This window comes from Blautia glucerasea (assembly GCF_020537505.1).
GTDB lineage: Bacteria > Bacillota > Clostridia > Lachnospirales > Lachnospiraceae > Blautia_A.
Genome location: NZ_JAJBMO010000027.1, coordinates 15,856 through 40,965, shown reverse-complemented (window position 1 = coordinate 40,965; position 25,110 = coordinate 15,856). Strand labels below are relative to the sequence as shown.

Below are 25,110 nucleotides of genomic sequence, written 5' to 3'. Positions count from 1 at the left end.
AGTTTTTTTATATTTATAGTTTTTATGTAGTTATCAATCTTTAATTACCATACGTGCTGCGCCATAAATACCAGCATCATTTCCAAGGCTTGCAAGAATGATCGGTGTGCTCTTGCAGGACGGGAATGCATATTTCTGGTAATACTTCTGAATGCAGTCTGTAAGTGCTTTACCAGCTTTGGATACGCCGCCGCCGATTACGATTGCCTCTGGATCGGTAACACATGCGAATACAGCAAGTGTGCTTCCCAGGATATCGCCAACCGTCTCCATTGTCTTAACAGCCAGCACATCGCCCTCTTTGTAGAAATCCAGGACATTCTTTGCAGAAAGCTTCTCTACATGGCGCATCTTGCTGTCCTCCTGGCTCTCCTCCAGAATGTCATTTGCCACACGTACAATACCGGTAGCAGATGCATACTGCTCCAGGCATCCGTGATTGCCGCAGTTACATGGACGAACTTCATTGTGGTTTACGCAGGCATGTCCAATCTCACCGCCAGCACCATGGAAGCCGGCAATGATCTTGCTGTCGATGATAATGCCACCGCCAACACCAGTTCCAAGTGTAACCAGGATCACGTTCTTCGCACCCTCTGCAGCACCCTTCCAGGCCTCTCCAAGAGCTGCGATATTGGCGTCATTAGCTGCCTTTGCAGGAAGTCCTGTAAGGGCGCTTAATTCGCTTGCTACGGCCTTAAAGCCCCAGTGAAGGTTTACTGCCATAGGAACCTCACCATTCTCGTTAACCGGTCCTGGAATACCGATTCCAACACCGTCTACATTATCTTTTGTGATTCCTCTCTCATCCAGCTTGGTTTTAATTGCGTCTGCAACATCCGGAAGGATTGAAGAACCGTTATTCTCCAGTCTTGTAGGGATTTCCCACTGCTCAACCAGAGTTCCGTTTGTAAGGAACAGACCGCATTTTACGGAAGTTCCGCCTACATCAATACCAAAACAATACATTCCCATTGTTAATTTCCATCCTTTCTACTCTATGCTCTAACTGCCTTAAAAAGCATTAAGCTTCCACAGCCTTTTTCCAAAAAGCAATTACGGCAGCGGTCACTCTTCTCTTTTTTTTGCAATATTTGCCTGAACACGCTTGTACAGCTCCTCAGCTGCGTTGTACCCCATCTTCTTCTGTCTGTGGTTAACGGCTGCTGACTCAACGATAACCGCCAGATTACGGCCAGGACGGATCGGAAGGGAATGGCACACGATCTTGTTTCCAAGATACTCGGTGTACTCCTCATGAAGTCCCAGACGGTCATACTCCTTGTCGCGGTCCCACTCTTCCAGCTTAATAACCAGGTCTACAGACTGGGTATCCTTAACGCTCTCAACACCGAACAAGGTCTTCACATCAATGATACCAATACCGCGAAGCTCAATAAAATGACGTGTGATATCCGGTGCAGAACCAACCAGTGTAACATCACTTACCTTACGAAGCTCTACAACATCATCACTTACAAGACGGTGACCACGCTTGATCAGCTCAAGGGCAGCCTCGCTCTTGCCGATTCCACTCTCACCTGTGATCAGGACGCCCTCGCCATAAACATCCACAAGCACACCGTGAATGGAAATACAAGGTGCCAGCTGAACGCCCAGCCAACGGATGATCTCAGCCATCAGACTGGAGGTGGTTCTCTCTGTCACAAATGTAGGAACATTGTATTTGTATGCAAGATCGATCATATCCTGTGACGGTCTTGTCATGGTACTGAAGATGACACAGGGGATCTTGCTGGAGATAAAGCGCTCGTATTTGAATGTACGCTCCTCGTCACTTAACTGCATCAGATAAGTATACTCAACGTATCCGATGATCTGAACACGCTCGTTTGCAAAATGCTCCAGGTATCCTGTAAGCTGCAAAGCCGGACGATTTATCTCTGCTGTCTTCACATAAATCTCTGTAAGGTCAATATCAGGCGTCAGGTTGGTCAGATTCAGTTCCTGCGCCAGCTTGGTAAGCTGTACACCCTTCATGCTTTTATCTCCTTTTCCTCTAATAAAGTCCTTCCCGCATATCATTCCCAATGCTAAATGTAGTTACTGTTCACGGCAATATGCTTTGCAATATTTTGCCTATACACAGAAACATACCGGAAGCTGTTATGCAAGTCAGTATCAGCTTCTGAGAATTTCGGTTTCATCCAGAAACCATTTATTTTGTCAAAAGCCCACACTTATTTGTATTATACACAATTTTTTCCGTAACTTCAATGTCGAATCTTGTGAAACCTTACTATTCCTATTGCAATCAGGATTCCTGATCGGATGACGTATGGAAAAACTGGTAAACAGCTTCGGCGCTCTGCACATTCATGGACTCCGTCTGACTTAATTCTTCCACAGAAGCATCCCGGATATTCTCAATAGAACGGAATCTTCTCATAAGCGCCTTCCGCCTGGTCTCCCCGATTCCAGGAATGTCATCCAGAACGGAATGTACCTGTTCTTTGCTTCTCAGGGAACGGTGATACTCGATGGCAAATCTGTGGGCTTCGTCCTGGATCCGGGTGACCAGATGGAATCCCTCACTTGAAGTATCAATAGGGATCTCCACGTTGTTGAAATAGACACCTCTGGTGCGGTGATTGTCATCCTTTACCATACCGCATACAGGAATGTCAATGCCAAGCTCTCCCAGCACCTTCAAGGCAATATTCACCTGGCCGCGGCCGCCATCCATCAGGATCAGGTCCGGAAGCAGGGAAAAGCTGTCGTAGTCGCCTTTGGATTCATGGGTAAAACGCCTTGTCAGTACCTCTTCCATGCTGGCATAATCGTTTGGTCCCTGCACCCATTTGATCTTAAATTTACGGTAATCGCTGCGCTTGGGCTTTCCTTTTTCGTAAACCACCATGGAACCAACAGACTCGAAGCCGCTGATGTTGGAAATATCGTAGGCTTCCATACGCACAATGTCCTTAAGTCCCAGCCAGTCCTCGATTTCCTTCACAGCGCCAATGGTACGGCCCTCTTCCCGCTTGATCCGCTCTCTGTCTTTGGAAAGGACCATCCAGGCATTTTCCTTGGCAAGCTCCACCAGCTTCTCCTTGGTACCTTTTTTTGGCACACGGATATGGACACGCTGCTTCCGCCTTGCAGACAGCCAGTCTTCAATTATTTCCCCATCCTCGATCTCCGTCTGCATCATGATTTCTGCCGGGATAAAAGGTGTGCCGGCATAAAACTGCTTCAGGAAGCTGGACAGTACCTGCGCCTTGGTATCGCCTCTTGCCACACGGAGGAAAAAGTGATCCCTTCCGATCAGCCTGCCGCCTCGCATAAAGAATACCTGCACAACAGCATCCTGCTCCCGGAGATCTTCGCTTTCCTCCATGGCAACAGCGATAATATCCTTGTCCTCTTCGCCGTAGGTGGTGATTTTCTGGCGCTCCCCGATTCTTTTGATGCTGTTGATCAGATCCCGATATCCAGCCGCATCCTCAAAACGCATGTCCTCAGAGGCTGCCATCATTTTCTCTGTCAGCTGGTTGATGGTATCCTGGAAATTACCGTTGAGAAAATGGAGCACCTGGGTAATGTTTTTCTTGTACTCTTCCTCGCTTACATTTCCCTGGCAGGGGGCAGTGCACTGCTTCATATGATAATACAGGCAGGGGCGGTCCCTGCCGCAGTCACGGGGCAAAGTGCGGTTGCAGGAGCGGACCATATAAATCCTGCGCACCAGCTCGATCACGTCTTTTACTGCCGTGGAGCTGGTGTAGGGGCCGAAATACTTTGCCTTGTCCTTTTTCATGGTACGGGAAAAAAGGACTCTGGGGTATGGCTCGTTTACCGTCACTTTGATAAAAGGATAGGTCTTGTCATCCTTCAGCATGGTGTTGTATTTCGGGCGGTGCTCTTTGATCAGGTTGCACTCCAGCACCAGGGCTTCCAGCTCGGAATCGGTGACAATGTACTCAAACCTTGTGATGTGGGTAACCATCTGCTCGATCTTGGCGCCCTTGTTGCGGCTGCTCTGGAAATACTGGCGGACACGGTTCTTCAGGCTGACGGCTTTTCCAACGTAGATGATCTCGTCCTTTTCACCATGCATAATGTAGACACCAGGCTTACCGGGCAGCTTCTTTAGCTCTTCTTCAATCAGGAACATAAAAACTCTCCTTTGTTGAAAAGAACCGGGAAAACGCGTCTCCCGGTTCTGATGTTTTATACTATATGATCTGTTTAGGTCAATTGATTCAAACAGGCTCTAAACTATAAAAGCAAATTTTGCTTAAATATTAATGTCCCCCCTGTGATCAGCAACCGCAGAACATTACATGTGGACAATAACGTTTAAATTCAGTGGCTTTCTGTATCTTCAGAATTTTCAGCAGGCATTTCAGATGCAGCCTGGACTGTAGGCGCAGATGTTTCTGCAGTTTCCGCATTTTCGTCATTTGCAGTTGTCTCTTCCCCATCTGCTGCTTCTGCGTTTGCAGTTGGCTCTGCTTCTGCATTTGCCTCTTCTTCCGCTTTATTCTCCGCTTTCACAGTCTCATCCAGTGCTTTCAAGCCCTCAGCATCCAACTCGTCGGAGACCTCCAGGCCTTTCTCTACCGCGCGGAAAATGATCATAAATTCCTTACCGGTAATGGTCTCCTTGCGGATCAGGTAGGCTGCGATCTTGTCCAGAGCCTCTCTGTGGCTGCTGATCAGGCGCTTGGCTTCTTCATAGGAAACACGGAGCAGCTCCATCACCTCGTGGTCAACTTCTGTGGCTGTATTGTCACCACAGTTGAGAACTGCACGTCCATTCAGATACTGGTTCTCCTGGGTTGCAAGACCCATAAGACCGAATTTCTTGGACATACCGTACTGTGTGATCATAGCACGCGCCACCTTGGTGGCCTGCTCAATATCATTGGAAGCACCTGTAGTCACGCTGTCAAAAACGATCTCCTCAGCAGCACGTCCGCCAAGGTATCCAACCAGCATGGCCTCCAGCTCCTTCTGGGTGTTCAGATACTTCTCTTCCTCCGGAACCTGCATCACATAGCCAAGTGCACCCATGGTACGGGGCACAATGGTGATCTTCTGCACCGGCTCTGCATCCTTCTGAAGGGCACTTACCAGCGCATGTCCAACCTCGTGGTAGGATACGATACGGCGCTCCTGTGCGCTTAAGATACGGTCCTTCTTCTCTTTACCAACAAGAACTACCTCTACAGATTCCTGAAGGTCTTTCTGGGAAACTGCGTGACGGCCATTCTTAATAGCCAGGATTGCTGCTTCATTGACCATATTGGCAAGATCAGAACCAACCGCACCAGATGTGGCAAGGGCAATCGCCTCGAAATCAACGGTATCGTCCAGTCTTACGTTCTTCGCATGAACCTTCAGAATATCAACACGTCCCTTCAGATCCGGACGGTCTACGATAACACGGCGGTCAAAACGTCCTGGACGGAGAAGTGCCGGATCCAGTACCTCCGGACGGTTGGTAGCTGCCAGGATCAAAAGTCCCTTGGAAGTATCAAAGCCATCCATCTCCGCAAGCAGCTGGTTCAAGGTCTGCTCACGCTCGTCATTGCCTCCGCCGTAATGGGAATCACGGCTTTTACCAATGGCATCGATCTCATCAATAAACACAATACACGGTGCATTCTTCTTAGCTTCCTCAAAAAGGTCTCGGACACGGGAAGCACCTACACCAACGAACATCTCCACAAATTCTGATCCGGAAAGGGAAAAGAACGGTACATGGGCCTCACCTGCCACTGCTTTGGCAAGAAGGGTTTTACCAGTACCTGGAGGTCCTACAAGCAGGGCGCCCTTGGGAAGCTTGGCACCGATCTCCACGTATTTGCCTGGGTTGTGAAGAAACTCTACAACCTCCTGCAAAGACTCCTTGGCCTCGTCCTGACCAGCCACATCCTTGAATGTGATCCCGGTCTCCTTCTGGACGTAAGCCTTGGCGCGGCTTTTCCCAACGCCCATTACGCCACCGCCGCCTTTGTTCATACGGCGCATAAAGAACATAAGCAGTACAAACAGAAGTACGGACGGCAAAAGCACGCTGAGCATCATTGCCATAAATTCCCCGAAAGCATCCGGCGGCTCAGATTTGAAAATAATGCCCGTTCCTTCCAGCCGTTTGGTAAGGGCAGTCTCATCTTCTGTCAGATTGGTGTAATAACTGATCTCCTGATAAGGATTCACCTGCTTCTTGGGCACGATGGTCAGTGTATCGGACTGAAGTGTAACAGATTTCACTTCATCATTATTCACCATATCAATGAACTTATCATACGTAATCTCACTGGAATTATCCTGCAGCATATTGGTAAACAGGCTGAAACACACCAGAGTAACCAAAAGACATATCAGAAAAGCCAGAATGGACTGATGATTTTTCTTATTGCGGTTCGGATCCTGATTTCTCCTTGGATCCCCTTTATCAGGGCGTCGGCCGCCTTGATTGTTATCCAGATTATTATCCATTTCGTTCCTCCTTACTATCTTTTTTATTATAAAGAAGAACCATAAATAAATCAACCTGGATATTGTGAAAACCCTCTGAATTTTTGAGAAAAAAAGGTCAAAAAAATTTACATTTGAGGGCAAATAGATACTTTTTTTACGGCGCGAACTGTAGTATACTAGGAACATGGTTTTTTCGCGGCGGATACCAATCGCATCTGCTGCATACTTTTTTGTCGTACTTTTTTACAGACAAAATATAACATAATGGATGAGGAACCAAAGATCACTATGCGCAGCAAATATCCCATCAGATATTTTTCGCCAGCATAGTGAAGAATAGCCCAGAGAAAGAGAGAGGAAAGGCAGAATGAAAAAAATTGGATTCGATAATGACAAGTATCTGAAAATGCAGTCCGAGCACATTCGTGAGCGAATCAGCAAATTTGACAACAAGCTTTATCTGGAATTTGGAGGCAAGCTGTTTGACGACTACCATGCTTCCCGTGTTCTTCCAGGTTTTGAGCCAGACAGCAAACTCCGCATGCTGATGCAGCTTTCTGACCAGGCTGAGATCGTAATCGTAATCGGTGCACCTGACATTGAGAAAAATAAGGTCCGCGGCGACCTTGGCATCACCTATGACGAGGATGTGCTCCGTCTGATGAACGAGTTTACCAGCAGGGGACTTTATGTAGGAAGTGTCTGCATCACACGTTACTCCGGACAGGACAGCGCAGACGCCTTTAAGAAGCGTCTGGAGAAGCTTGGAATCAAGGTTTACGTACTTTACAATATCCCAGGTTATCCAAGCAACACTTCCCTGATCGTAAGTGACGAGGGATACGGCAGGAATGATTATATCGAAACCACCCGCCCGCTGGTTGTCATCACCGCACCAGGACCAGGAAGCGGAAAAATGGCTACCTGTCTTTCCCAGCTTTATCATGAATATAAGCGAGGTGTCAGCGCAGGCTACGCCAAATTCGAAACCTTCCCGATCTGGAATATCCCGCTGAAGCACCCGGTAAACCTGGCTTATGAGGCCGCTACTGCTGACCTGAATGATGTCAATATGATTGATCCATTCCACCTGGAGGCTTATGGCGAAACTACCGTCAACTATAACCGCGACGTGGAAATTTTCCCGGTTGTACAGGCTATGTTTGAGAAGATCATGGGCGAATGCCCATACAAATCCCCTACAGACATGGGCGTAAATATGGCTGGAAACTGTATCGTGGATGATGAGGTCTGCCAGGAAGCTTCCCGCCAGGAGATCATCCGCAGATATTATAAGAGCATGGACGCTCTCATGACTGGTACTGGCACAGAGGAAGAGGTTTACAAGATCGAGCTTCTTCTGAAACAGGCTCATGCAGCTCTGGAGGACCGTAAAGTGGTTCCGGCTGCCCTTGAGAGAGAGAACGCTACCGGTGCTCCGGCTGCTGCCATGGAACTGGATGATGGAAGAATCATCACTGGCAAAACCTCTGATCTTCTTGGTGCCTCTTCTGCTCTCCTTCTGAACGTACTGAAAGAGCTGGCTGGAATTGACCACAGCAAGCATGTGATCTCCCCGGATGCCATTCATCCGATCCAGGAGCTGAAGACAGATTATCTTGGAAGCAGGAACCCGCGTCTTCATATGGATGAGACCATGATCGCACTTTCCATCAGTGCTGCCACCAATCCGGACGCACGCCTTGCCCTGGAGCAGATTCCGAAGCTGAAAGGCTGCCAGGCACATACTTCTGTTATGCTGTCTTCCGTAGATATCCTTTCCTTCCGCAGGCTGGGCGTAGAGCTGACCTGCGAGCCGAAATTTGAGCAGGGGAAAAAGTTGCAGTAATATAGGTTGTTTTTCATAAATTGCTATTAATTTTTACATGCAGATAGCTGGTGGAACTGGATATTTGCGTGTAAAAGAAAGATTCTGCTAATATAAAAACTCTGACAAATGATCTTCTTATGAATTATCATTTGTCAGAGTTTTTCTCTCATAGTGAGTTTTTTAATTTTCTCAAAATTCCCTTAAAGCTTTCCTTTTAGATCTATCTTTCATAACTCATTTTCCTCGCCGTCTCTTCCGGCACCTCGATCAAACCAAATTTCCAGAACAGCGGATAAATATAGGAAATTCCTCTAATATCCCCTAACGCCTTTGGTCGCTTCACTATCCCCGATATTTTCTGGCAATTTTCAAATGCCATTCTCACACTGCTCCAGGACAGTGTCTTACTGTTCTCGCGGCGGTCAATAAGGAGCTCTTTGTTGTAGGTTCCGTTTTTGCCGATTTTCAGCTTGTACTGGAATGGGAGGCCGGAGGCGGTATAGAAAGGGTAGTTCTGGAAGGCTACCACTGCAGACCAGAGAGCTTCCTCTGTGCAGTTCTGGTGAAGTTTTTCCAGTAACAGCTCCTGTTCATCAGAAAACTTCTGTTGGATTTTTTGATCATCTTCTGAAAGAGTCAGCTTCAGCAGCCGTATAATCCCTCTAATTTCCTTTATCAGCTGAACATTCAGTTCTTCGAAATCAATCTGCTTCACTTTCCCGGCGTACTTCTCCTCCAGAAGCTTTGCCTGCTCCTCGTCATGATCCTTGTATCTTGCCTTTCCTGCCATATAAGCATAAGAATTGGCTATGGCGGGATATTCCTGATTCTCCTGTAAATAAAAAGCGGAAGGATTCTCTTCCATATCCCGCTCCAGATGGTCTAGTTTTTCCAGAAACTCCCTGGTAACCTCCGGAAAATACGCTTTCATATAAGTCAGATTCTTATGCAGACATACAGCGCTTTTTTCCATCATCTGACGTTCCTTTGGATTTTTCAGATAATCATACTCATAATCCTGTACTTCCTGCCCTCCTATGGAACGGATCAGCTCACTGTACCAGTACATATGCTGCACAGAATTGTCCGGGAACATAAAGTAAGTGGAAAATTCATGATCGATCATGGGTGCCAAACGCAGGATTTCTCCATTTTGGTCACAAACAAAGGCGATATTTTCATAATGATAATTCTGATCGCCCTTCAGCACTGAAACCAGGATCTGCATCACAAGCTGTCCCGCCATCTCCTTATGCTTCTGAAAATAGGCGGCCTCCAGAATCTCTGTGTAATCATAAAACATCATACAATAATTCTCATACTGATCAATATCCACCTTCTCGTCCGGATATTTTCTGAAAAACTCCAGGAGATTCAATAGCTGCTCCCCTTCCTGGTAAATCATGGGAACCGCCGTCCCATAATCATAATACTTCGCAGACTCCACCTCATAACCATGGCAAAAAGCCAGCTGATATCTGGGCACAGCCATAAAATATTCCTCTATGATCCCAGACCAGAACACCTCCGCATAGGCAAAAAGCGGAGTGGAAAAAGGCTTGGATTTGCTCAGGGGCTTAAAGATCACATTTCCTTCGTATATAGGAAAATGCTTTTCTCCCTTTACTACACCAACAGCTTCCGCCTGTAGATTGCCGATTCGGTCTGAATAATTAAAATGGACTGTTTCGTAATTTGTTTCTGTTTTCAAGAGGTATCACGTCCTTTTATTCATAAAAATTTCATCCTGGCAAAATTTTTCGCCATAAAAGCAGCCCATTTTTACTCAAATTCCCTCTTCAACGCTTCCTCCATCACATCAACCGGTGCCTCCACGCCTGTCCAGAGGGTGAAGTTCAGTGCAGCCTGCTGTACCAGCATTCCAAGGCCGGTGACGATTTTTGCGCCGTTCGCGGCGGCTGTCTTGAGGAAAATGGTCTCGGCTGGATTAAATATAACATCACATACACACATCTGATTTGTTATGGTGGAATAATCGATATCTGGCTTGTCTGTTACATTTGGGGAGAATCCAATTGAAGTGGCATTTATCAGAATCTGTGTATCCGCCGGGATTTTCATGCTGCTCTCCCAGGTAAGATACTGTGCACTGCTGTCCGTCTCCGACTGGATGAGAGATGCCAGTTCTTCCCCTTTTTCAGCACTTCTGTTAATAATATTAATATGGACAGCTCCGTTTAACGCACACTCCACAGCAATCGCCCTGGCTGCACCACCTGCGCCAAGAATGGTCACCTTTTTGCCTTCCAGCGTCTCTCCTGAATTCTTTAATGCAGTTACAAAACCTTTTCCATCTGTATTCTCGCCATATAATTTCCCATCTTTCTGGATAACCGTATTCACAGCTCCAATGATCTTCGCCGCAGGGCTAAGCTCATCCAGATAAGGAAGCACCTTAATCTTATGCGGCATAGTCAGATTGATCCCCTTCATGCCAAAGATCCGCACACTATCCATAGCCTTTCCCAGATCTTCCGGCAGCACCTTAACGGTCAGATACCGATAATTCAAATCCTTCGCCGCAAACGCAGCCTCCTCCACTACACCCGTAGGATTATCATCCACCGGATCACCAAACACACCAGTTAATTCTGCACGATAGTTTTTCATGTTTGAACGCCTCCCTCTATTTCTGGTACTCTTCTATCACACATTCATATTTCTTTGTCTTTTTATCATAATTAATCCCAACCAGCAAAATCTCCCCAGTATATTCTGCAATAGACTCCGGATATTTTTTCTCGTAAATCTGTTGAAGAGCCGTTTTCGCATTCTTATTCCATTTCAATTCTACTACAAGCGCTGGATAATCAGCTTTGTATTCTGGTTTCGGTATATATACAAAATCAGCAAAACCACGACCAGTCGGAAACTCGCGGACGGGTTTGAAATAATACTGCATGGAGCTTAGGTATGCAATCGTAAGTACACTACTTAGGGAATTTTCGTCATTGTACTGGATTCCAGATGCATACTGAGTGTGAATCTTTTCTATACTTTCTACAATGGCTTCTTCATCCATATCCAGGGTTGCCTCCAAAAGACTGGCAGAGTTCTTCCAAAATGCTGTCATTTCACTCCATTTTTTGTTCTCTACAGCAAGCGTAAGTTCCTGCCGAATTTCTTCATTTGGAATAAATGCGGTTCTTCGATTCTGATCGTATCCCAAATAGCCAAGATGGATCATATACGTAAGAACCTCATCACGGCTCTGTATATTTACCGTATCATTTTTAAAAGTTGCCATATTCACTTTCACTTCATCGCCTGACAACATTTCGATAACAGCGGACTTCAAGCCATCAAAATCCATATTGATCAACGGCACGATTGTCTCGTAAGAAGCAGTCTCTGACCAGTAGTTCTTAAATTCGCCATTCAGCATAACTCCCACAACCGCCCGCGGATTATATATTGATGCTCATTTAGGAGATAATCATCATACCACCTTTTGACCTTTTCGTAATTCTGATGGTATTTTTTTGCAAGCATATTCGCCGCATAGGATTTCCCAAATCTCCTGGGGCGGCTGTTGCAAATATACGCATCTGTAGTATCCAGAACGCGATTCATATATTCGATCATACCAGTTTTATCCACATAAATTCTGGAATTCAATGCAACCTGAAAAGCACTGTTGTCCGGATTCACAAATCTTCCCATCTCGAATACGCTCCTATATAAAAAAGTTTTCACAGTATCACTATTTTCTATTAATAATGATACCATGAAAACTTTTTGGTCTCAATAATTTTATGCGTGTTTATAAATTCTTACATTGGTATTATTCGCACAAGCTGTGGTGCAAGCTTTACCTACATTTATCCCATCTTTTGAACCAGTTTTTCAAATTCCTTTTCATCCTCTATAAATGTATATGGAGCATACTCACCATATGCAGTAGGGCGACTAATTGTTACCAACTGAACTCCTTTCGAAGCCACTTGCTGATTCATTCTTCTTTTCATTTCAACCAAATGACTTCCATGTCGAGTCTTTATTGCAATGCAGCCATGTACATTCTTATTTTTGGCAATTAGATAGCACATTTTTCAATGCCTCCTCAAATTCATTTTCATTTCGAATTTCTCATTTTCTTTTACTCAACTTCCAGAGAAAGAACCCAGGGTTAGTCCTGACACCACTAACTAATTTTAACGTATCCTTCATTCCGCTTCCAATACCATATAATGCACCCACTGCACTTAACATATTGTTTTGTCCTGTCCAACCATTCGAAATTAGTGATGCCATGGTAATCGTTACATCAAATCCAAAAGATTTAAGCAAAGAACTCATTTCTCGATTAATCTTATTAATATATACCTCATTACTGCAAAAATGCTCTTCATACTTTTTCTTCCTCATTTCCACTTTCTCCCATTCTGCCATAATGGGAATAGTAATATTGTGGATTATATTTTCTGTCAAAATAGTGCTTCCGTTTTAGCCAAATAAATCCATCACTTTTTGTGATAATAGAAACATCAATTGGTCCTCCAACTGTACCAATGTTCTGATCCAATGCCACTTTTCTTCGAAGAGATGTTATATTAATCATAGATTCAGCTAACAGCCCTAATTCTTCAATGGGTAAACTGGAAACAGACAAAATAATCGGTTTCATATAATCTTCGATTCCAATTTCTGTCGTATGTTTCAAAATGTCTTCAGTAAGTGAATTAATCTGATCGTAAACTATACTCTTCTTTCCTGGGACAAAACAACTGTCATCAATATTTTCCATACATTTAGCAATTTGTCTTGGAAGTTCTTGTGATAAATCTCTTAAAAATCTGTCATTAATTCCAAATAAAAAAGTTTGCATAACATCTGTTTGTGCTAATGGAATCACCGATGCTGGATTATTTTCACAAATTTCTACTGTTTCAAGCTCATAATATCTTAGCCTACCATTAATACACCCACTTATATGAAGATGCCTCATATGAGGATAAATTTCCTCTTCTCCATATCCAGCTATTGCAATTCCAACATAATTATTTCTATCAAAAATTGTATCAAACAATTCACATGACTTTTCACATAGAGCATTAACTTGGCTATCGGTAAGCCAACTATATTCCAATTTCATTTGAAATAATTTTCTAAACTGCCCCAAATACTTATTTTTTATGTATCCTGTAAAACCATTATCTACACATGGAGGTAATGAAGCCACATACATAATTGTACCCAAGTATGCCCGTTCACCCACTTCACTTTTTTCTTCATCTGTTAACATTCTTTCTAGTTCTTTCTCTTTCGCCTCCATATAGTTTCTATAGTCTCCCAATAAACCACACATCAAATTACTGAAAAGACTCATTACATAATCATCTTCATTTATCTTAAATCTAAAAAGATCTGAATTATTTTGGATATATTCCAAGAAATCATCCACATAGTCTTTCAAATGAGGAAATGTTTTATCACCAAGGTTTCTTTTATACTCCTTAACAATAATCTCTACCGGAACATTCATTAAAGTAGAATTTGCGTAAATTATTAATCCTACTGGTGCAATTCGGGAAAGCGAAAATAATTTATTCGCAGAATTATGTATCGCCTCATGATTTCCTATCATAACAGCACTATCAGCTGCCATTGCTATTGCCTGCTTATTCATTATGCAAATACCAGCACTCATATTTTGCTCCCTTCTCTCCACTTTATTTTACAGAAAAAGTTTCATACTCTCTAGAAACCATAATATATCTCACAGCAGGGCGTTATTTCTGCCTGATATACACTTTTAATTAACTCTATTATATTAATCGCAACTTCATATTTATCAATATTAAACTGACGAAACGCTAAGTAACCTGATTTTATTATCATGCTGTATCCTTCTGCATTTCTATCCAACCGGCCACCCCTTAGTAAAGATATACTTTTCCCCCTCCAGATCCGTTATCACTATTTTTATATGTCCGTTTAAATCAATTCCATATTTATTAAAAACATTTCTTTTATTCTCTACCCTAATTTCATTAGCTATTATTTCATTCGGTGTTATAATTAAAAAATTTTTATCCAAATCTCCTGTTGCCATAACCCCTAATAAATCATTTTTATTACTTTTTACTTCTACATTCTTAATGTAAATTGGAATTCTTCCAACATTGGCAATTGAAATTCTTAAATTATGCCCAGTCTCATCACTCCCCCAATAGCCTATCATTACAGCCAATTTCTTTTTATACGGCATTTTACCGACTTTCCAAGTAAACAATACCGTTAACAAGCTTGTCAAAATTGTTAATGTACATAATACAGCTGAAAAAAAACCTTGATTTTCATTGCACCAAGCAATAATACTATTCATGTTTTCCCCCTCGTATTCTCTATAAATTAAGGATTAACTTTCGTCATTACATCAAAAAATGAATTTCTAGTGCTTGATTTTCCCGTAACACTTCAAAACCACTATTATAATGTCTAGTTCCGTTTTCATTTTTAATGAGCTTACTTACAATATTATCGAATTTAACTCTATCCTTCTTATATGTAGTCAAAAATATTTCCAGTTCTTCTATTGTCATAACATAACAATTTGAATCTCCCTCAAATAACTCTGGTAATGAAGAAATTATCATTTGTGTGTTCGAAGGCATACTCTCATATAACAAAAAATTGCTTATATGCTTTTTCTATGTTTCTCCTATAAAATATATTAATCTGCGCAACATCAGGTGTCTGCTGCTTTGCTCCAATCCCCAACGTTCCAGATTTTAATTCAAATAAAAACACGGCTTTATCAAACTCAACATAGCCGTTTAACAAATAGTCACTTAAAATAGTTTTTCCTTCCATTTGCATTACAATACATCTCAGATTATTTATAATATATACGACTAAACTCGACAAAAATCACAATACTCCTACAGTAAATATATTAAATTTCTCCATTTTATTAATCTTTCCTACTATATGTTCCACTGGAATAATTTAAAATTGAAGATTTAACAGACATATCATAAGAAATATTCTCCACAACAAAAACAATTCTTCTTTTTTCACATTCACATTTAATCCATCTTTCTATTTCTAAATTTTTAAGAAGCTCATCTACCAATTCCTTCTCAATGATTACAAGTTTACACTCATCAATCTGATGTATAGCCATATAATTATAGATCCACCATTCTACAACATCATAATATTTTTCTTCTAATTCACGTATTATATCCAGTTCATCATCAATCCAAGTCTTTAATTCAAATTTACCATTAGAAATTGCATTCAATGCACCTTTTGCTTCTATGTAATTATACGCTCCACAATTATAGTATTCATACTGTAAAAATGCTTCATATATTATTCTTACATCTTCTACAGACCTAGTTTCAATAGCACTATTTAATTTACTTATAGTTTCAAAAAAGTGCACTAATTCCATATATAAAGCAGCACCTTGATATCCTATATGTTTTGCCAAACTGTTGTAATACATCTCCCATTGTGGAATCATTGGTAACGTAATTCCGTTCTTAGCATAATACTCTATATTCATAAACTTTTTTGAAATTTCTTCCATTCCTTCTTCTAAAAATGCAGCTTCTCTTATCCCTTCTCCACATGAAATTTTTTCCTCTCTTTTATATAAGAAAAAGCCTAATGATAACGCACCAACAAAGCTTAAATAAGCTCCATAAAAAGACAAAAGATCAGCTTCTTTAATGGTAGAATCATTAAAGAATAATACCTTATGCCCTAAGAATGGAAGAGATGCGGTGAATTGAATTATTAATATCAGGGTCGCGTATTCCATCATCCATTTTTTCAAACGTGCTCTTCCCAAATGTACCATTACTCCACACCCAATTAGCATTGTAACAATAACTATCTTATTAGATATTTTAGTATTCATCCAAAATCCAGCCAATATATTTTCTGGATTAATTTCCATATCAATTAATACAAGAAACAGCGTCATTATAAAAATGATTTCTGTCCCGTATTGATAAAAAAACGACTTCTTATTTTTCATTAGCATTACCTCTAGGACTTTCAGGGCAGTGTCAAAACTTTGATTATCCTCATTATAAGACCATCTGCCTGTTGATTATTCTTATATAGTTTTCTGTGTCTTGTCAGTTCGGCAAATCTGAATCTATTAAGACATTGATTATCTTATCCACGTAAATGAAAATCATTAAAATAGGTTGCTGTACGATTCTTCAAAAATATCATTATATAAAAAAATATTTTCTGGATACCCAATAAATTGATAAAAGAATGATTCTGGAAAAAAATCTCGTGTATTGAGTATATTTCCAAACCTTCCTTCCATACCTTCTTCCGCTAACATTTCTTTAATGATTTTTATAGTATCTGAGTAAATATGTGTTGACCGTAACTTTCCAACACACCTTTCTAATTGAAATTCAATTATTCTCGGCTTTCCTTTACTATTTGTATCATGCATCCACTTATTAAAACTTTTTGATTCAGACATTAATTCATGTATAGCATTTGTCGCAACTACTCCACACCATGCGTCACTTAATGTCTTATATTGTCTACTTTTTTGTTGAGCCTCAACAATATATGTAAACAATCTTGTCATTAGAATCAAATTTCTATGTGCATTTACTGGAATAAATGTTCCTAAAACCGAAATAGCCCCATTACGAATAAACATATCTGCTATGTTAACAGCCCCCATTCCTCTTGGACTAGAATGACACGCACTTAAGATTACTATCGGAGGTACATTGATATCCTCAGAAGCCATCCAAAATTCTTCACCAACCATTATTCCAGCCATATTTTGTTTGATATTATAATATCCATGAGCTGAAATGTATAATATATCTGCGTCCTGATTGTTCTTAATAAATTCAAGTATACTTTCAACACTATAAGTTTGTTGATAGGTAACTGAGAAACCTTCATATTTTTTTTCCATGTCAATCAATGTACTACGCACAAAATTGCTCATTAGATATACATATTTATTTTCATCATTATTGATAATGCATTCCGCTATAGCAACTTTACACTTTTTTCCTAAATAAACTTGGTTTTTTTTAAGTAATTCCAATTGCAATTGTCTAGTTAATGGGGTCAACGGTCTATAAGAAATACTTTTATAACATTGCAATGGAACTTCATCATTTTCTAAAATTGCTAATCCTATTGGAAAATCAGAAAATATAGTAATATCTTTTGCTCTTTTTAGAACTTCTATTTGAAAACTATTAAAACAACTACCAAGTAGCTTTCCTAAATCGCTAAATGTCTTCCAAACATATTTATTATTTGTTCCATTCTTGCATCTTTGTTCAAGTTCTCCATATTTTTTATACAGTTCTTCTTTTGCGCATGATAATTCCATTAAAATTCCACCACGTGCAATTGCTCTATGCACTCCCATTATCCTAATAGCTCGTTTTTCATTTTCAGATAATATATTGACAGATAAGCCATACTTTTTTTGTGATTTAGGAATACCGGGGAAAGTTATCACGACACTAATATCAAATTTATACCTTTGTTTAACAATCTCATCGTCATATACTTTATCATCCCAACAAGTTATGCCTTTTTTTTTCATTGAAATCAAGGCGTTAAGATGCGATATGTTTTTCCATTGTATGTCAATACACTTTTTTTCTATCTCACTACAATTGAATATCTCAAACAGTAAATCATTTGCTTTTCCAAATTGTCGGCTAATGTAAAGAGCCGGTAATGCTTTTAGTTTTTCTCCTTCTAACCTAAAGTGAATGTTAATATCCTTAACTGCCTCAAATTCAAAATCATTTGTTCTTTTTGACAGCCAAATTTTTTCCCACTGCTTTTTGATTAATTCTCGGTTTAACTCATGAGTATAGTATGTTCCTAGCAATGGTTTTCTTTTCTCACAGTTGTTTTTTATATCTTTACTGCAATCTTCAGTTAAAATGAACATAGTGGGGGCAATATTATCTATCTTCAAATTAACAAGTACATAATCTGGAACAAGAACAATTTGATGCGGTGTATCATATGATGATGCCATAAATTCTTCATCTAAATCATATACATCAAATACATTTCTAGGCAAATGCATTATATACTCTATTGCACCTAATGTTCCATTCAAATCATCATCTAACAGATGCATCGTCCCATTAGTATTCTTTTTTACCGATTCTAAATTTCTAAACAAAACTATAGGTCCACTAAAACCATTTTCATTACTTTTGAACACTATAAAATATGTAAAATAATATTCCATTTATATTCCCTCATTTCTACACTACAAAGTACACGGTAAATAGCTAGTACCGTGTACCTCTAAAAAGCTTCATAACATACAAGAAAAAGTACTTTAGGGGACAGTCCATCAAGAACCGCCCCCTAATAATCAATGCGCCAGATAATTAAAACTTTCGATGCCCAATCAAAGTTTCAATAGCTTTGATTATCTAAATTTCAGAAAATTTACATTTTATTTTTCTGTCTATTATGTTTCAATGTATCATTCATCAAACGTTCTTTTAACTCTTTTGGCACAGCTTTTCCCATTCCAAGTAATACAACCGCTTTTCTTCTATCTTGTCTCTTCGTCGATGAATGATCAGAGTCATCGTATCCCATAAGATCAATTCCAAGCGAAGCAGCTTCTTCATACATTTTTTCTCTTTCTCTGATTTCTTCATTCGTTGGTTGAATAAAATTTCTCTTAATCATGTATCATTCACCTCCATAAATAAATTTCAACCCTATTGAACCACAGGTTCTTAGAAACTCCCGAACACTTCCGTTTTCTGTTTTTTCGTATATTTTATCATAGTAATTTAAAGCAGCATACCTGTCAAATGTATCCGTTTTTATCAAATAATACAACCTGCCATTATTACACACCACAGACATCATTATTATTGCATCTGATGTCAAAAAGGATTACAAATCTCTTTCTGAAAAGCATGAATTCTTCCCGATATCTTTCTCCCTTTACTACACCAACAGCTTCCGCCTGTAGATTGCCGATTCGGTCAGCGTAATTATAATGTAATACATCAAAAATCATTTTCTATCAAATCCTTATGAAGTGTATTTTTCCTGTAAAATATCAATAGCAAATTTCTTCTCATTTCTGAAGATAACTCCTCAGAGTCTTTTTTATATCGTCATCGCATTTCAAGTCTTCCCATTCAAATACGCTTGCATCAATTCCAGGAAATGTGCTTATCACTCCATCGTCTTCACACTGCCCGGAAAAGGACCGGATTACAAGACTCCCATCTATATACGCACTTATAAATGTTTTTCTATCCTTTGTCACTGCACATTCCATCGGTTCCGTCTGATTATTCCGAACAACTTCTACTGCTTTCCATTCGCCCCGCTCTTTCCCATATACCATTTTATTAATCAATTCCCATAACAAAATGTCACCATTTGTTGCCAGTCCAGCCAAAATAATCCGATTTGCTGTAAAAAACTGTAATTTTTTTATCGATCTTCCACGAGTAGGCAATCGCCACTGGCACTGTCCCGTTTTCACAATTCGGACCCGTACTACCTTCTGTCCATCCAAAATATCTCTGCGAGTTTTGTCATTCCGATTGGCCCGATATCTTTCCTGCGAGTAACTTGCTGCAAATCGATTATCAGCACCGCACATTGCAATGGCTGTAACTTTTCCCATATGGCCGGGGCAAAAATTTAGTCTTTGTAATTTTTCATCCCATGTGTATGCATTTCCATTTTCCAACAAGATGATTGCGTTTCCATTTTGTGCAGACTCTATCTTGTCTGCTTTTTGCCTTCCTAGTCTTTTTAGTAACCTTTGAGAAACAAACCGGGTTCCACCATGCTGCGTCTCCGGACCCACTCTTCCATCATCAATATTCACTTTTCTGTATGTTCCATTTGAAAATTGGCACTCTAAGATATGCTCATTTCCTGGAAAACTAACATTACTTACCCGGTATTTAAAATACAATGTATGAAGATATTTGCGTTTTACAACATCCCATACTTGAACGATTTTACCGCCAGATCCTAATGCTGCAATTGTTCCGTCCGGAGTAAATGACACTGTAGATATTTGTGTATCGCTCAATGACAATTCTCCAATGCACTCCTGCGTCTGTACATCCCAAATTTGCAGAAAACCGCTCTCATACCCAATTCCTAAGTATCTGCCGTCCTCAGATTGTTTCACACATGGCCCTAACAAATCCGATTCGCTCAGCCTCTTTTTAAGCTCATTCACCTTCTCCTTCATTTCTTCTGTAATGGAATCAACATAAACCACTTCATCAAAGCTACAATTTTCTATAATGTCATAAGCAATCGTTGGCCATTTCACCGTCTTTCCATCATATTTTATAATCAGAAAATCATCTGTATTATAGCCAATAACCGCTGATTTAAGGCTTCCCAGTTCTCCCACGATCATTTGACTCTGAGTTGATAAATTGACAACTGACACAATTCCATTTTTAGAAATTGCGGCCATTGTCCTTCCATCGTGAGAAAAGCTTATATCTATAATGCAATCATGATGCTTGTCATTAATAAAAGTCTGCCGGTCAACCCATGCATTATTTATATTAATCTTTCCTGTGAATTTACTTTTTAAATGATCCGCTAAAGGAATTCCCCGTAAATCAATTCCGGATAGATCACGCTCTCCAATTTCTTCACTTAACCAACAATTCACAATGTTTGCAACAAAATTATCCGCAGCAGGCCTTTCCTTTTCTCTATATCCGGAAAGATACTGGTTTGCAATTCCATTTTCTCCCCACAGCGGTTCCTCATGCATATAGCGAAGATAACCCATAACACCACGATGAATTTTTTCTTCATGCCACCGTCTTTCTGTTCTAATATTATTTCTAAGACAATCGTACAAATAAGCTGCGGAAAGATAATCGCGGAAAACCTGATGTGAAAATGAAACTCTTCCTGAGCCAGCTTTTAAAAGACATAGTTCTGTTACTATGAGATTGTACGCTTTATCTTCTGAAATTTCTGCACTCTGAATACGAAATTTTCTTCTTATCTTTCGTATTACAGCTACATCACAGCTTTCACCTATCCATGCATTTGTCTCCGCAACTGCATTACTCAACGCACGCTCAAAATCATCCTCTCCCCAAACTGTAGTATTTTTCCGTTCCAATTCATATCCAAGCTGTGGAAGAACTCTCTTAATTATTAAATAGCTATCAACTACATCATTCCCACTGACCATTTCCCTATCTAACAAAATTGCAATTTGCGATAAGTAATAATCATGGATCAGATCAACCACATTCGTTATTGGCATTTTCCAGTCTAAATAATCCAGGTCCAGATGCTTACTTACAACCGGACAGGTACATGCATACAAAAGTGCCATCATTGGGTTTCGGAGAAGAATCCTTAGATTCTTATGCGCCACAATATTATTCCACTCTTTTTCATCAAAAAGGCCACGATATTGCTCTTCTCTAAGATCACAGGTATGAATCATCCAAAAATGACTAAGTCCATAATCTCTCAAAAAATCAAGCCGTGAAGATATTACAAGCTGAATTCCCTGCTGCTGTGATAATTTCTTAATTTCCGCAACATATCTCTGTGCACCAGAGCCTGTTAATTCGTTAAATCCATCAATAAATAATGTGACATCTGGATGCAAATGTCTGGAACATGTTAATGAAACAAAACGGCTCTTAGAGCGTTCATCTATTTCCTTATATATACACTTTAAGACATAATCTAATATTCTTTCATTTCCAAATCCCTCTCGCGCCTGCAGTGACACATATACTGCCAGTTTTCCATCCTCAAGCAATCTTCTGCACTCTTGATACATCATAGTACTCTTGCCCATGCCGCCGTCGCCAAGAATCAGTGCATTACAGGATACTTCCGGATGTTCATTTTTGTAAGTCCATAATTCCCTCATAAGCGTCGTCAACGGAGTTTCTGTATTATTATTTATATATGTCCGGCCATTCCATTCCAAATCTGTAAAAAGCAGGTTGTTCACTTTGACACCATCAAAAAGATTTCCCTCCTGGGAAAGCTGATAACAGGCTTCACGAGCATTAAAAAGCTCTGGTGATACATTCTTTTCTCTTTTAATTCCCGGAAGCCTTAATACGAAAGGGTAAATTTGATCATTTTCCGATCCTGTTCGTGCAAAGGGATACAATGCCCAGCCTTTTTTCTCATACCAGGCATGAACTTCAAGAATCCCTTCTCCTGTATCTAAATCAAGTTCTCCAGTAAGGAAACAAGATCTTGCCCCATATTGAAGTGCAAGGTTTCCACTTTGGCATTCCCAGAACTTTTCACGCTGCCTGCGAATCAGATTTTCATGTTCATGACCTGCCAACCATAGCTGCACATCTGTACTTTCCAACAATTTTTCAACCTCGTTTCGCTCCTGCTGTGTCAAAAAATCAAACGAATAATGTGTAAGAAGAATTGTTGGCTTGTTTGGAGCACATTCGTCCAATGCATCTAACAGTGCACCTGATCCAATTACGAAGTCACGATTTCTTCCCTGACCGTAAGTCAAAGTTGAATCCACATGTAGAATATTAAACTGCGCTGTCTTAACCACAAAATGCGGTTTTGTGTACATCTCTGCACGTTCTGTTCCAAGCAGTTTTCTGATAAAATTTATGAAATCAGTTTCCCCTTCTTTTAGGATTCTAATATCAGATTCTGAAATATTTCCCTCAGCCGGAGTGTAATATGAACTATTCCAATCAGTTAATTTATCTATAAGCTCTTTTCTTTCGGAATTTGTAACTTTAACGTCATGATTTCCTGGAACTATAAATAACCGTGTCAAAGGCACCATTCCAGCTTTACATATCGATTTTAAATACTCCACGCAGGCATCTGTATAGCAGCCATTCCACTCTTTAATATCACCTGTGCAAAACGCATAGTCAAAATTTCGATTCAATCCAGCAATATATTCTGGCAATTCACGCCTCATAAGACGTGTTTCTGTTGCTTTATCATTTCCCAAGTGCAAATCAGAAAAATGAATCCATCTAACTCTCCCCACTATACATTCTCCTTCATCTGTATTTATAGATATCACGTTATCACTATTTTCTCTTTGATAATGACACCATGAAAACTTTTGGTGCTCAATAATTTTATTGGGATGTTTTCTGAAAGCTCACAGAGAGTTACTGTTTGATTCTACTTTGATATACACCACTGTTTATATTCTTCCAGTCTTTGTATATATCCTGAAAATTCTGGAACCGTAAAATCAAGTTCTTTATATCTTACAGGATATATAATTCCCTTGCTAATTAACTGTGCTCTTGTTGTTGAAATAGATCCAACTGTTTTATTAAGATTGTGTGCAACATTTGATATCGTACATGGTAATTCACCACATTCTACCATTGCAAAAATAAATTTTTTATCACTTTCTGCACATCTTTCATATCTTGATTTAAAGAATCCTTCGTCCAGAGATGATAAAAATTCATCTATACAATTTTCTACATCAGACAATTCTATGACATCTTTATTTGTTTTATCGTACACAATTTTGCATAACTGTTGAATAAAAAAAGGATACCCTTTTGTAATTTCTACTATTTTGTTTGTGGCTTCATGTGCATATATTATATTGAATTTTTTTGCTGGCTCTTCAATTGCTTTTTCTGATTGCTCATCCGTCAATGAATCGATTTTTTTATACATAAACAATCTTTCGGAATAAGATTTTTCATCAGAAAGCATTTTATATATTTTAGGCAATCCTGCACCTATAATCATAATTGGATAACCTAACTGATTTGCTCTATGCAATGCAGCGATCAAAGATCCTAGCTGGTTTTGCTTCATATACTGAATTTCATCTATAAAGAAACAAATTGGCGTTTCCGTTTTTTGTGCGGTTTCTCCGATTGTTGAAAATACTTCAGTAAGTGTTTGCGTTAAATTATTTGACACATACAATTCCCTATCCTGCATTGATAAAGAAAATGAATTATCTTCTGGGTTAAAAGAAACAACTAAGGACTTTATTGCCTCTAATGGCTTCTGTATTAAATGTTTAAATTTTTCTTTTGCACTTACTGTTCTTAAAAATGCCTGAGAACATTCAGCAATCTGTGAAATAAAGTCATTTCTCTCCTCAATTTCAATATGCTTACAAAAAATACCTTTTTCTTCTGCAATACTTTGCAGCTTATTTATTAAAACAGTTTTTCCAACGCCGCGCAAACCACTAAAAATAATTGATTGAGTAGGTATATCCATAGTTAACGCATCAAACATTTGACTTACGTTCTGAATGTCTTCATCTCGTCCAGCAATATATACTGGCATTAAACCAGCACCTGGTCTATATGGATTTACTTTAAACATACAATCACCTCCGCTTATAAACTTATATTACCGCAATACGTAGCAATAAGCAATACAGTTCCGTGATATTTTTCCTATAAGTACCTATAACTTTTTATACCACAATTTCCCTTAGGGATGAACAGTTCTTTTTGTGAACTTCCAGTAATTTTCCGCCTAAAACTCGCACCACAGCCGCAGCTGTGGTGCATATCCTCAATATCATACAAGGCATACTTTCTACAATGGCTTCTTCATCCATATCCAGGGTTGCCTCCAAAAGACTGGCAGAGTTCTTCCAAAATGCTGTCATTTCACTCCATTTTTTGTTCTCTAGGACGACTAATTGTTACCACCTGAACTCCTTTCGAAGCCACTTGCTGATTCATTCTTCTTTTCATTTCAACCAAATGACTTCCATGTCGAGTCTTTAATGCAATGCAGCCATGTACATTCTTATTTTTGGCAATTAGATAGCACAT

Annotated in this window: 20 protein-coding genes and 1 pseudogene; 1 reads left to right on the top strand and 20 read right to left on the bottom strand. The window is 39.8% G+C overall.

What is annotated here, in order from left to right; all coding sequences use genetic code 11:
- Positions 1-33: 33 nt before the first annotated feature.
- The 4 genes from LIQ05_RS16420 to ftsH form a co-directional block, all read right to left on the bottom strand.
- A complete protein-coding gene (locus LIQ05_RS16420; RefSeq protein ID WP_226822406.1) occupies positions 34-975 on the bottom strand; it encodes an ROK family glucokinase in 942 nt (313 codons plus the stop codon).
- A gap of 93 nt (positions 976-1,068) precedes the next feature.
- Positions 1,069-2,001, bottom strand: a complete 933-nt coding sequence (gene hprK / locus LIQ05_RS16415) for an HPr(Ser) kinase/phosphatase (protein WP_118583906.1) — start codon at positions 1,999-2,001, stop codon at positions 1,069-1,071.
- Between the two features lie 274 nt (positions 2,002-2,275).
- Complete coding sequence (gene uvrC, locus LIQ05_RS16410) at positions 2,276-4,138, bottom strand: excinuclease ABC subunit UvrC (RefSeq protein WP_226822405.1); 1,863 nt, start codon at positions 4,136-4,138, stop codon at positions 2,276-2,278.
- Positions 4,139-4,329: 191 nt separating this feature from the next.
- On the bottom strand, positions 4,330-6,471 hold the full coding sequence (ftsH, locus tag LIQ05_RS16405) for an ATP-dependent zinc metalloprotease FtsH (protein ID WP_226822403.1): 2,142 nt from the start codon (positions 6,469-6,471) through the stop codon (positions 4,330-4,332).
- 349 nt (positions 6,472-6,820) lie between these two features.
- Here ftsH and LIQ05_RS16400 point away from each other — a divergent pair, with 349 nt between their 5' ends.
- On the top strand, positions 6,821-8,302 hold the full coding sequence (locus LIQ05_RS16400) for a DUF1846 domain-containing protein (protein ID WP_226822401.1): 1,482 nt from the start codon (positions 6,821-6,823) through the stop codon (positions 8,300-8,302).
- Between the two features lie 202 nt (positions 8,303-8,504).
- On the opposite strand, the gene LIQ05_RS16395 is transcribed toward LIQ05_RS16400, so the two are convergent.
- From LIQ05_RS16395 to LIQ05_RS16320, 16 genes and pseudogenes are all read right to left on the bottom strand, one after another.
- The gene (locus LIQ05_RS16395) at positions 8,505-9,995 is read right to left on the bottom strand and encodes a hypothetical protein (RefSeq protein WP_226822399.1); all 1,491 of its coding nucleotides are present in this window, start codon (positions 9,993-9,995) and stop codon (positions 8,505-8,507) included.
- 71 nt (positions 9,996-10,066) lie between these two features.
- Positions 10,067-10,915 carry a shikimate dehydrogenase gene (gene aroE / locus LIQ05_RS16390; RefSeq protein ID WP_226822397.1) on the bottom strand — a complete coding sequence of 283 codons (849 nt, stop codon included), beginning with the start codon at positions 10,913-10,915 and terminating at the stop codon, positions 10,067-10,069.
- Between the two features lie 16 nt (positions 10,916-10,931).
- Positions 10,932-11,968: pseudogene (locus LIQ05_RS16385) on the bottom strand (AAA family ATPase).
- A gap of 158 nt (positions 11,969-12,126) precedes the next feature.
- Positions 12,127-12,354: a DUF6718 family protein gene (locus LIQ05_RS16380; protein WP_226822395.1), complete on the bottom strand. Its 228-nt coding sequence runs from the start codon at positions 12,352-12,354 to the stop codon at positions 12,127-12,129.
- 40 nt (positions 12,355-12,394) lie between these two features.
- A complete protein-coding gene (locus LIQ05_RS16375) occupies positions 12,395-12,673 on the bottom strand; it encodes a hypothetical protein (RefSeq protein ID WP_226822393.1) in 279 nt (92 codons plus the stop codon).
- Entirely contained in the window at positions 12,654-13,955 is a 1,302-nt protein-coding gene (locus tag LIQ05_RS16370) for a hypothetical protein (protein ID WP_226822391.1), read from the bottom strand. Before LIQ05_RS16370 ends, LIQ05_RS16375 begins: the two co-directional genes overlap by 20 nt.
- Before the next feature lie 210 nt (positions 13,956-14,165).
- Positions 14,166-14,633, bottom strand: coding sequence for a hypothetical protein (locus LIQ05_RS16365; protein ID WP_226822389.1), 468 nt, complete (start codon positions 14,631-14,633; stop codon positions 14,166-14,168).
- 293 nt (positions 14,634-14,926) lie between these two features.
- Positions 14,927-15,127, bottom strand: coding sequence for a hypothetical protein (locus LIQ05_RS16360; RefSeq protein ID WP_226822387.1), 201 nt, complete (start codon positions 15,125-15,127; stop codon positions 14,927-14,929).
- Positions 15,128-15,221: 94 nt separating this feature from the next.
- Complete coding sequence (locus tag LIQ05_RS16355; protein ID WP_226822385.1) at positions 15,222-16,298, bottom strand: hypothetical protein; 1,077 nt, start codon at positions 16,296-16,298, stop codon at positions 15,222-15,224.
- Between the two features lie 165 nt (positions 16,299-16,463).
- Positions 16,464-18,533: a CHAT domain-containing protein gene (locus LIQ05_RS16350; protein ID WP_226822383.1), complete on the bottom strand. Its 2,070-nt coding sequence runs from the start codon at positions 18,531-18,533 to the stop codon at positions 16,464-16,466.
- 206 nt (positions 18,534-18,739) lie between these two features.
- Entirely contained in the window at positions 18,740-18,988 is a 249-nt protein-coding gene (locus LIQ05_RS16345; protein ID WP_226822381.1) for a hypothetical protein, read from the bottom strand.
- Positions 18,989-19,154: 166 nt separating this feature from the next.
- Positions 19,155-19,328, bottom strand: a complete 174-nt coding sequence (locus tag LIQ05_RS16340) for a hypothetical protein (protein ID WP_226822379.1) — start codon at positions 19,326-19,328, stop codon at positions 19,155-19,157.
- Between the two features lie 60 nt (positions 19,329-19,388).
- Positions 19,389-23,324 (bottom strand): metallophosphoesterase, encoded by a 3,936-nt coding sequence (locus LIQ05_RS16335; protein WP_226822377.1) that lies wholly within the window; start codon positions 23,322-23,324, stop codon positions 19,389-19,391.
- A gap of 140 nt (positions 23,325-23,464) precedes the next feature.
- The gene (locus LIQ05_RS16330; RefSeq protein ID WP_195478572.1) at positions 23,465-24,649 is read right to left on the bottom strand and encodes an ATP-binding protein; all 1,185 of its coding nucleotides are present in this window, start codon (positions 24,647-24,649) and stop codon (positions 23,465-23,467) included.
- A gap of 94 nt (positions 24,650-24,743) precedes the next feature.
- Positions 24,744-24,941: a hypothetical protein gene (locus LIQ05_RS16325; protein WP_226822375.1), complete on the bottom strand. Its 198-nt coding sequence runs from the start codon at positions 24,939-24,941 to the stop codon at positions 24,744-24,746.
- A 1-nt stretch (position 24,942) separates the two neighbouring features.
- Positions 24,943-25,110, bottom strand: coding sequence for a DUF6718 family protein (locus tag LIQ05_RS16320; RefSeq protein ID WP_226822373.1), 168 nt, complete (start codon positions 25,108-25,110; stop codon positions 24,943-24,945).

Bases quoted from the DNA above. Each gene is read 5' to 3' on its own strand.
- aroE (WP_226822397.1), bottom strand. From the start codon at position 10,915: ATGAAAAACTATCGTGCAGAATTAACTGGTGTGTTTGGTGATCCGGTG.
- LIQ05_RS16420 (WP_226822406.1), bottom strand. From the start codon at position 975: ATGGGAATGTATTGTTTTGGTATTGATGTAGGCGGAACTTCCGTAAAA.
- LIQ05_RS16380 (WP_226822395.1), bottom strand. From the start codon at position 12,354: ATGTGCTATCTAATTGCCAAAAATAAGAATGTACATGGCTGCATTGCA.
- LIQ05_RS16340 (WP_226822379.1), bottom strand. From the start codon at position 19,328: ATGATTTTTGATGTATTACATTATAATTACGCTGACCGAATCGGCAAT.
- hprK (WP_118583906.1), bottom strand. From the start codon at position 2,001: ATGAAGGGTGTACAGCTTACCAAGCTGGCGCAGGAACTGAATCTGACC.
- LIQ05_RS16375 (WP_226822393.1), bottom strand. From the start codon at position 12,673: ATGAGGAAGAAAAAGTATGAAGAGCATTTTTGCAGTAATGAGGTATAT.
- LIQ05_RS16320 (WP_226822373.1), bottom strand. From the start codon at position 25,110: ATGTGCTATCTAATTGCCAAAAATAAGAATGTACATGGCTGCATTGCA.
- LIQ05_RS16355 (WP_226822385.1), bottom strand. From the start codon at position 16,298: ATGAAAAATAAGAAGTCGTTTTTTTATCAATACGGGACAGAAATCATT.
- LIQ05_RS16400 (WP_226822401.1), top strand. From the start codon at position 6,821: ATGAAAAAAATTGGATTCGATAATGACAAGTATCTGAAAATGCAGTCC.
- LIQ05_RS16330 (WP_195478572.1), bottom strand. From the start codon at position 24,649: ATGTTTAAAGTAAATCCATATAGACCAGGTGCTGGTTTAATGCCAGTA.
- uvrC (WP_226822405.1), bottom strand. From the start codon at position 4,138: ATGTTCCTGATTGAAGAAGAGCTAAAGAAGCTGCCCGGTAAGCCTGGT.
- LIQ05_RS16350 (WP_226822383.1), bottom strand. From the start codon at position 18,533: ATGGAATATTATTTTACATATTTTATAGTGTTCAAAAGTAATGAAAAT.
- ftsH (WP_226822403.1), bottom strand. From the start codon at position 6,471: ATGGATAATAATCTGGATAACAATCAAGGCGGCCGACGCCCTGATAAA.
- LIQ05_RS16370 (WP_226822391.1), bottom strand. From the start codon at position 13,955: ATGAGTGCTGGTATTTGCATAATGAATAAGCAGGCAATAGCAATGGCA.
- LIQ05_RS16345 (WP_226822381.1), bottom strand. From the start codon at position 18,988: ATGATTAAGAGAAATTTTATTCAACCAACGAATGAAGAAATCAGAGAA.
- LIQ05_RS16360 (WP_226822387.1), bottom strand. From the start codon at position 15,127: ATGCAAATGGAAGGAAAAACTATTTTAAGTGACTATTTGTTAAACGGC.
- LIQ05_RS16365 (WP_226822389.1), bottom strand. From the start codon at position 14,633: ATGAATAGTATTATTGCTTGGTGCAATGAAAATCAAGGTTTTTTTTCA.
- LIQ05_RS16325 (WP_226822375.1), bottom strand. From the start codon at position 24,941: ATGACAGCATTTTGGAAGAACTCTGCCAGTCTTTTGGAGGCAACCCTG.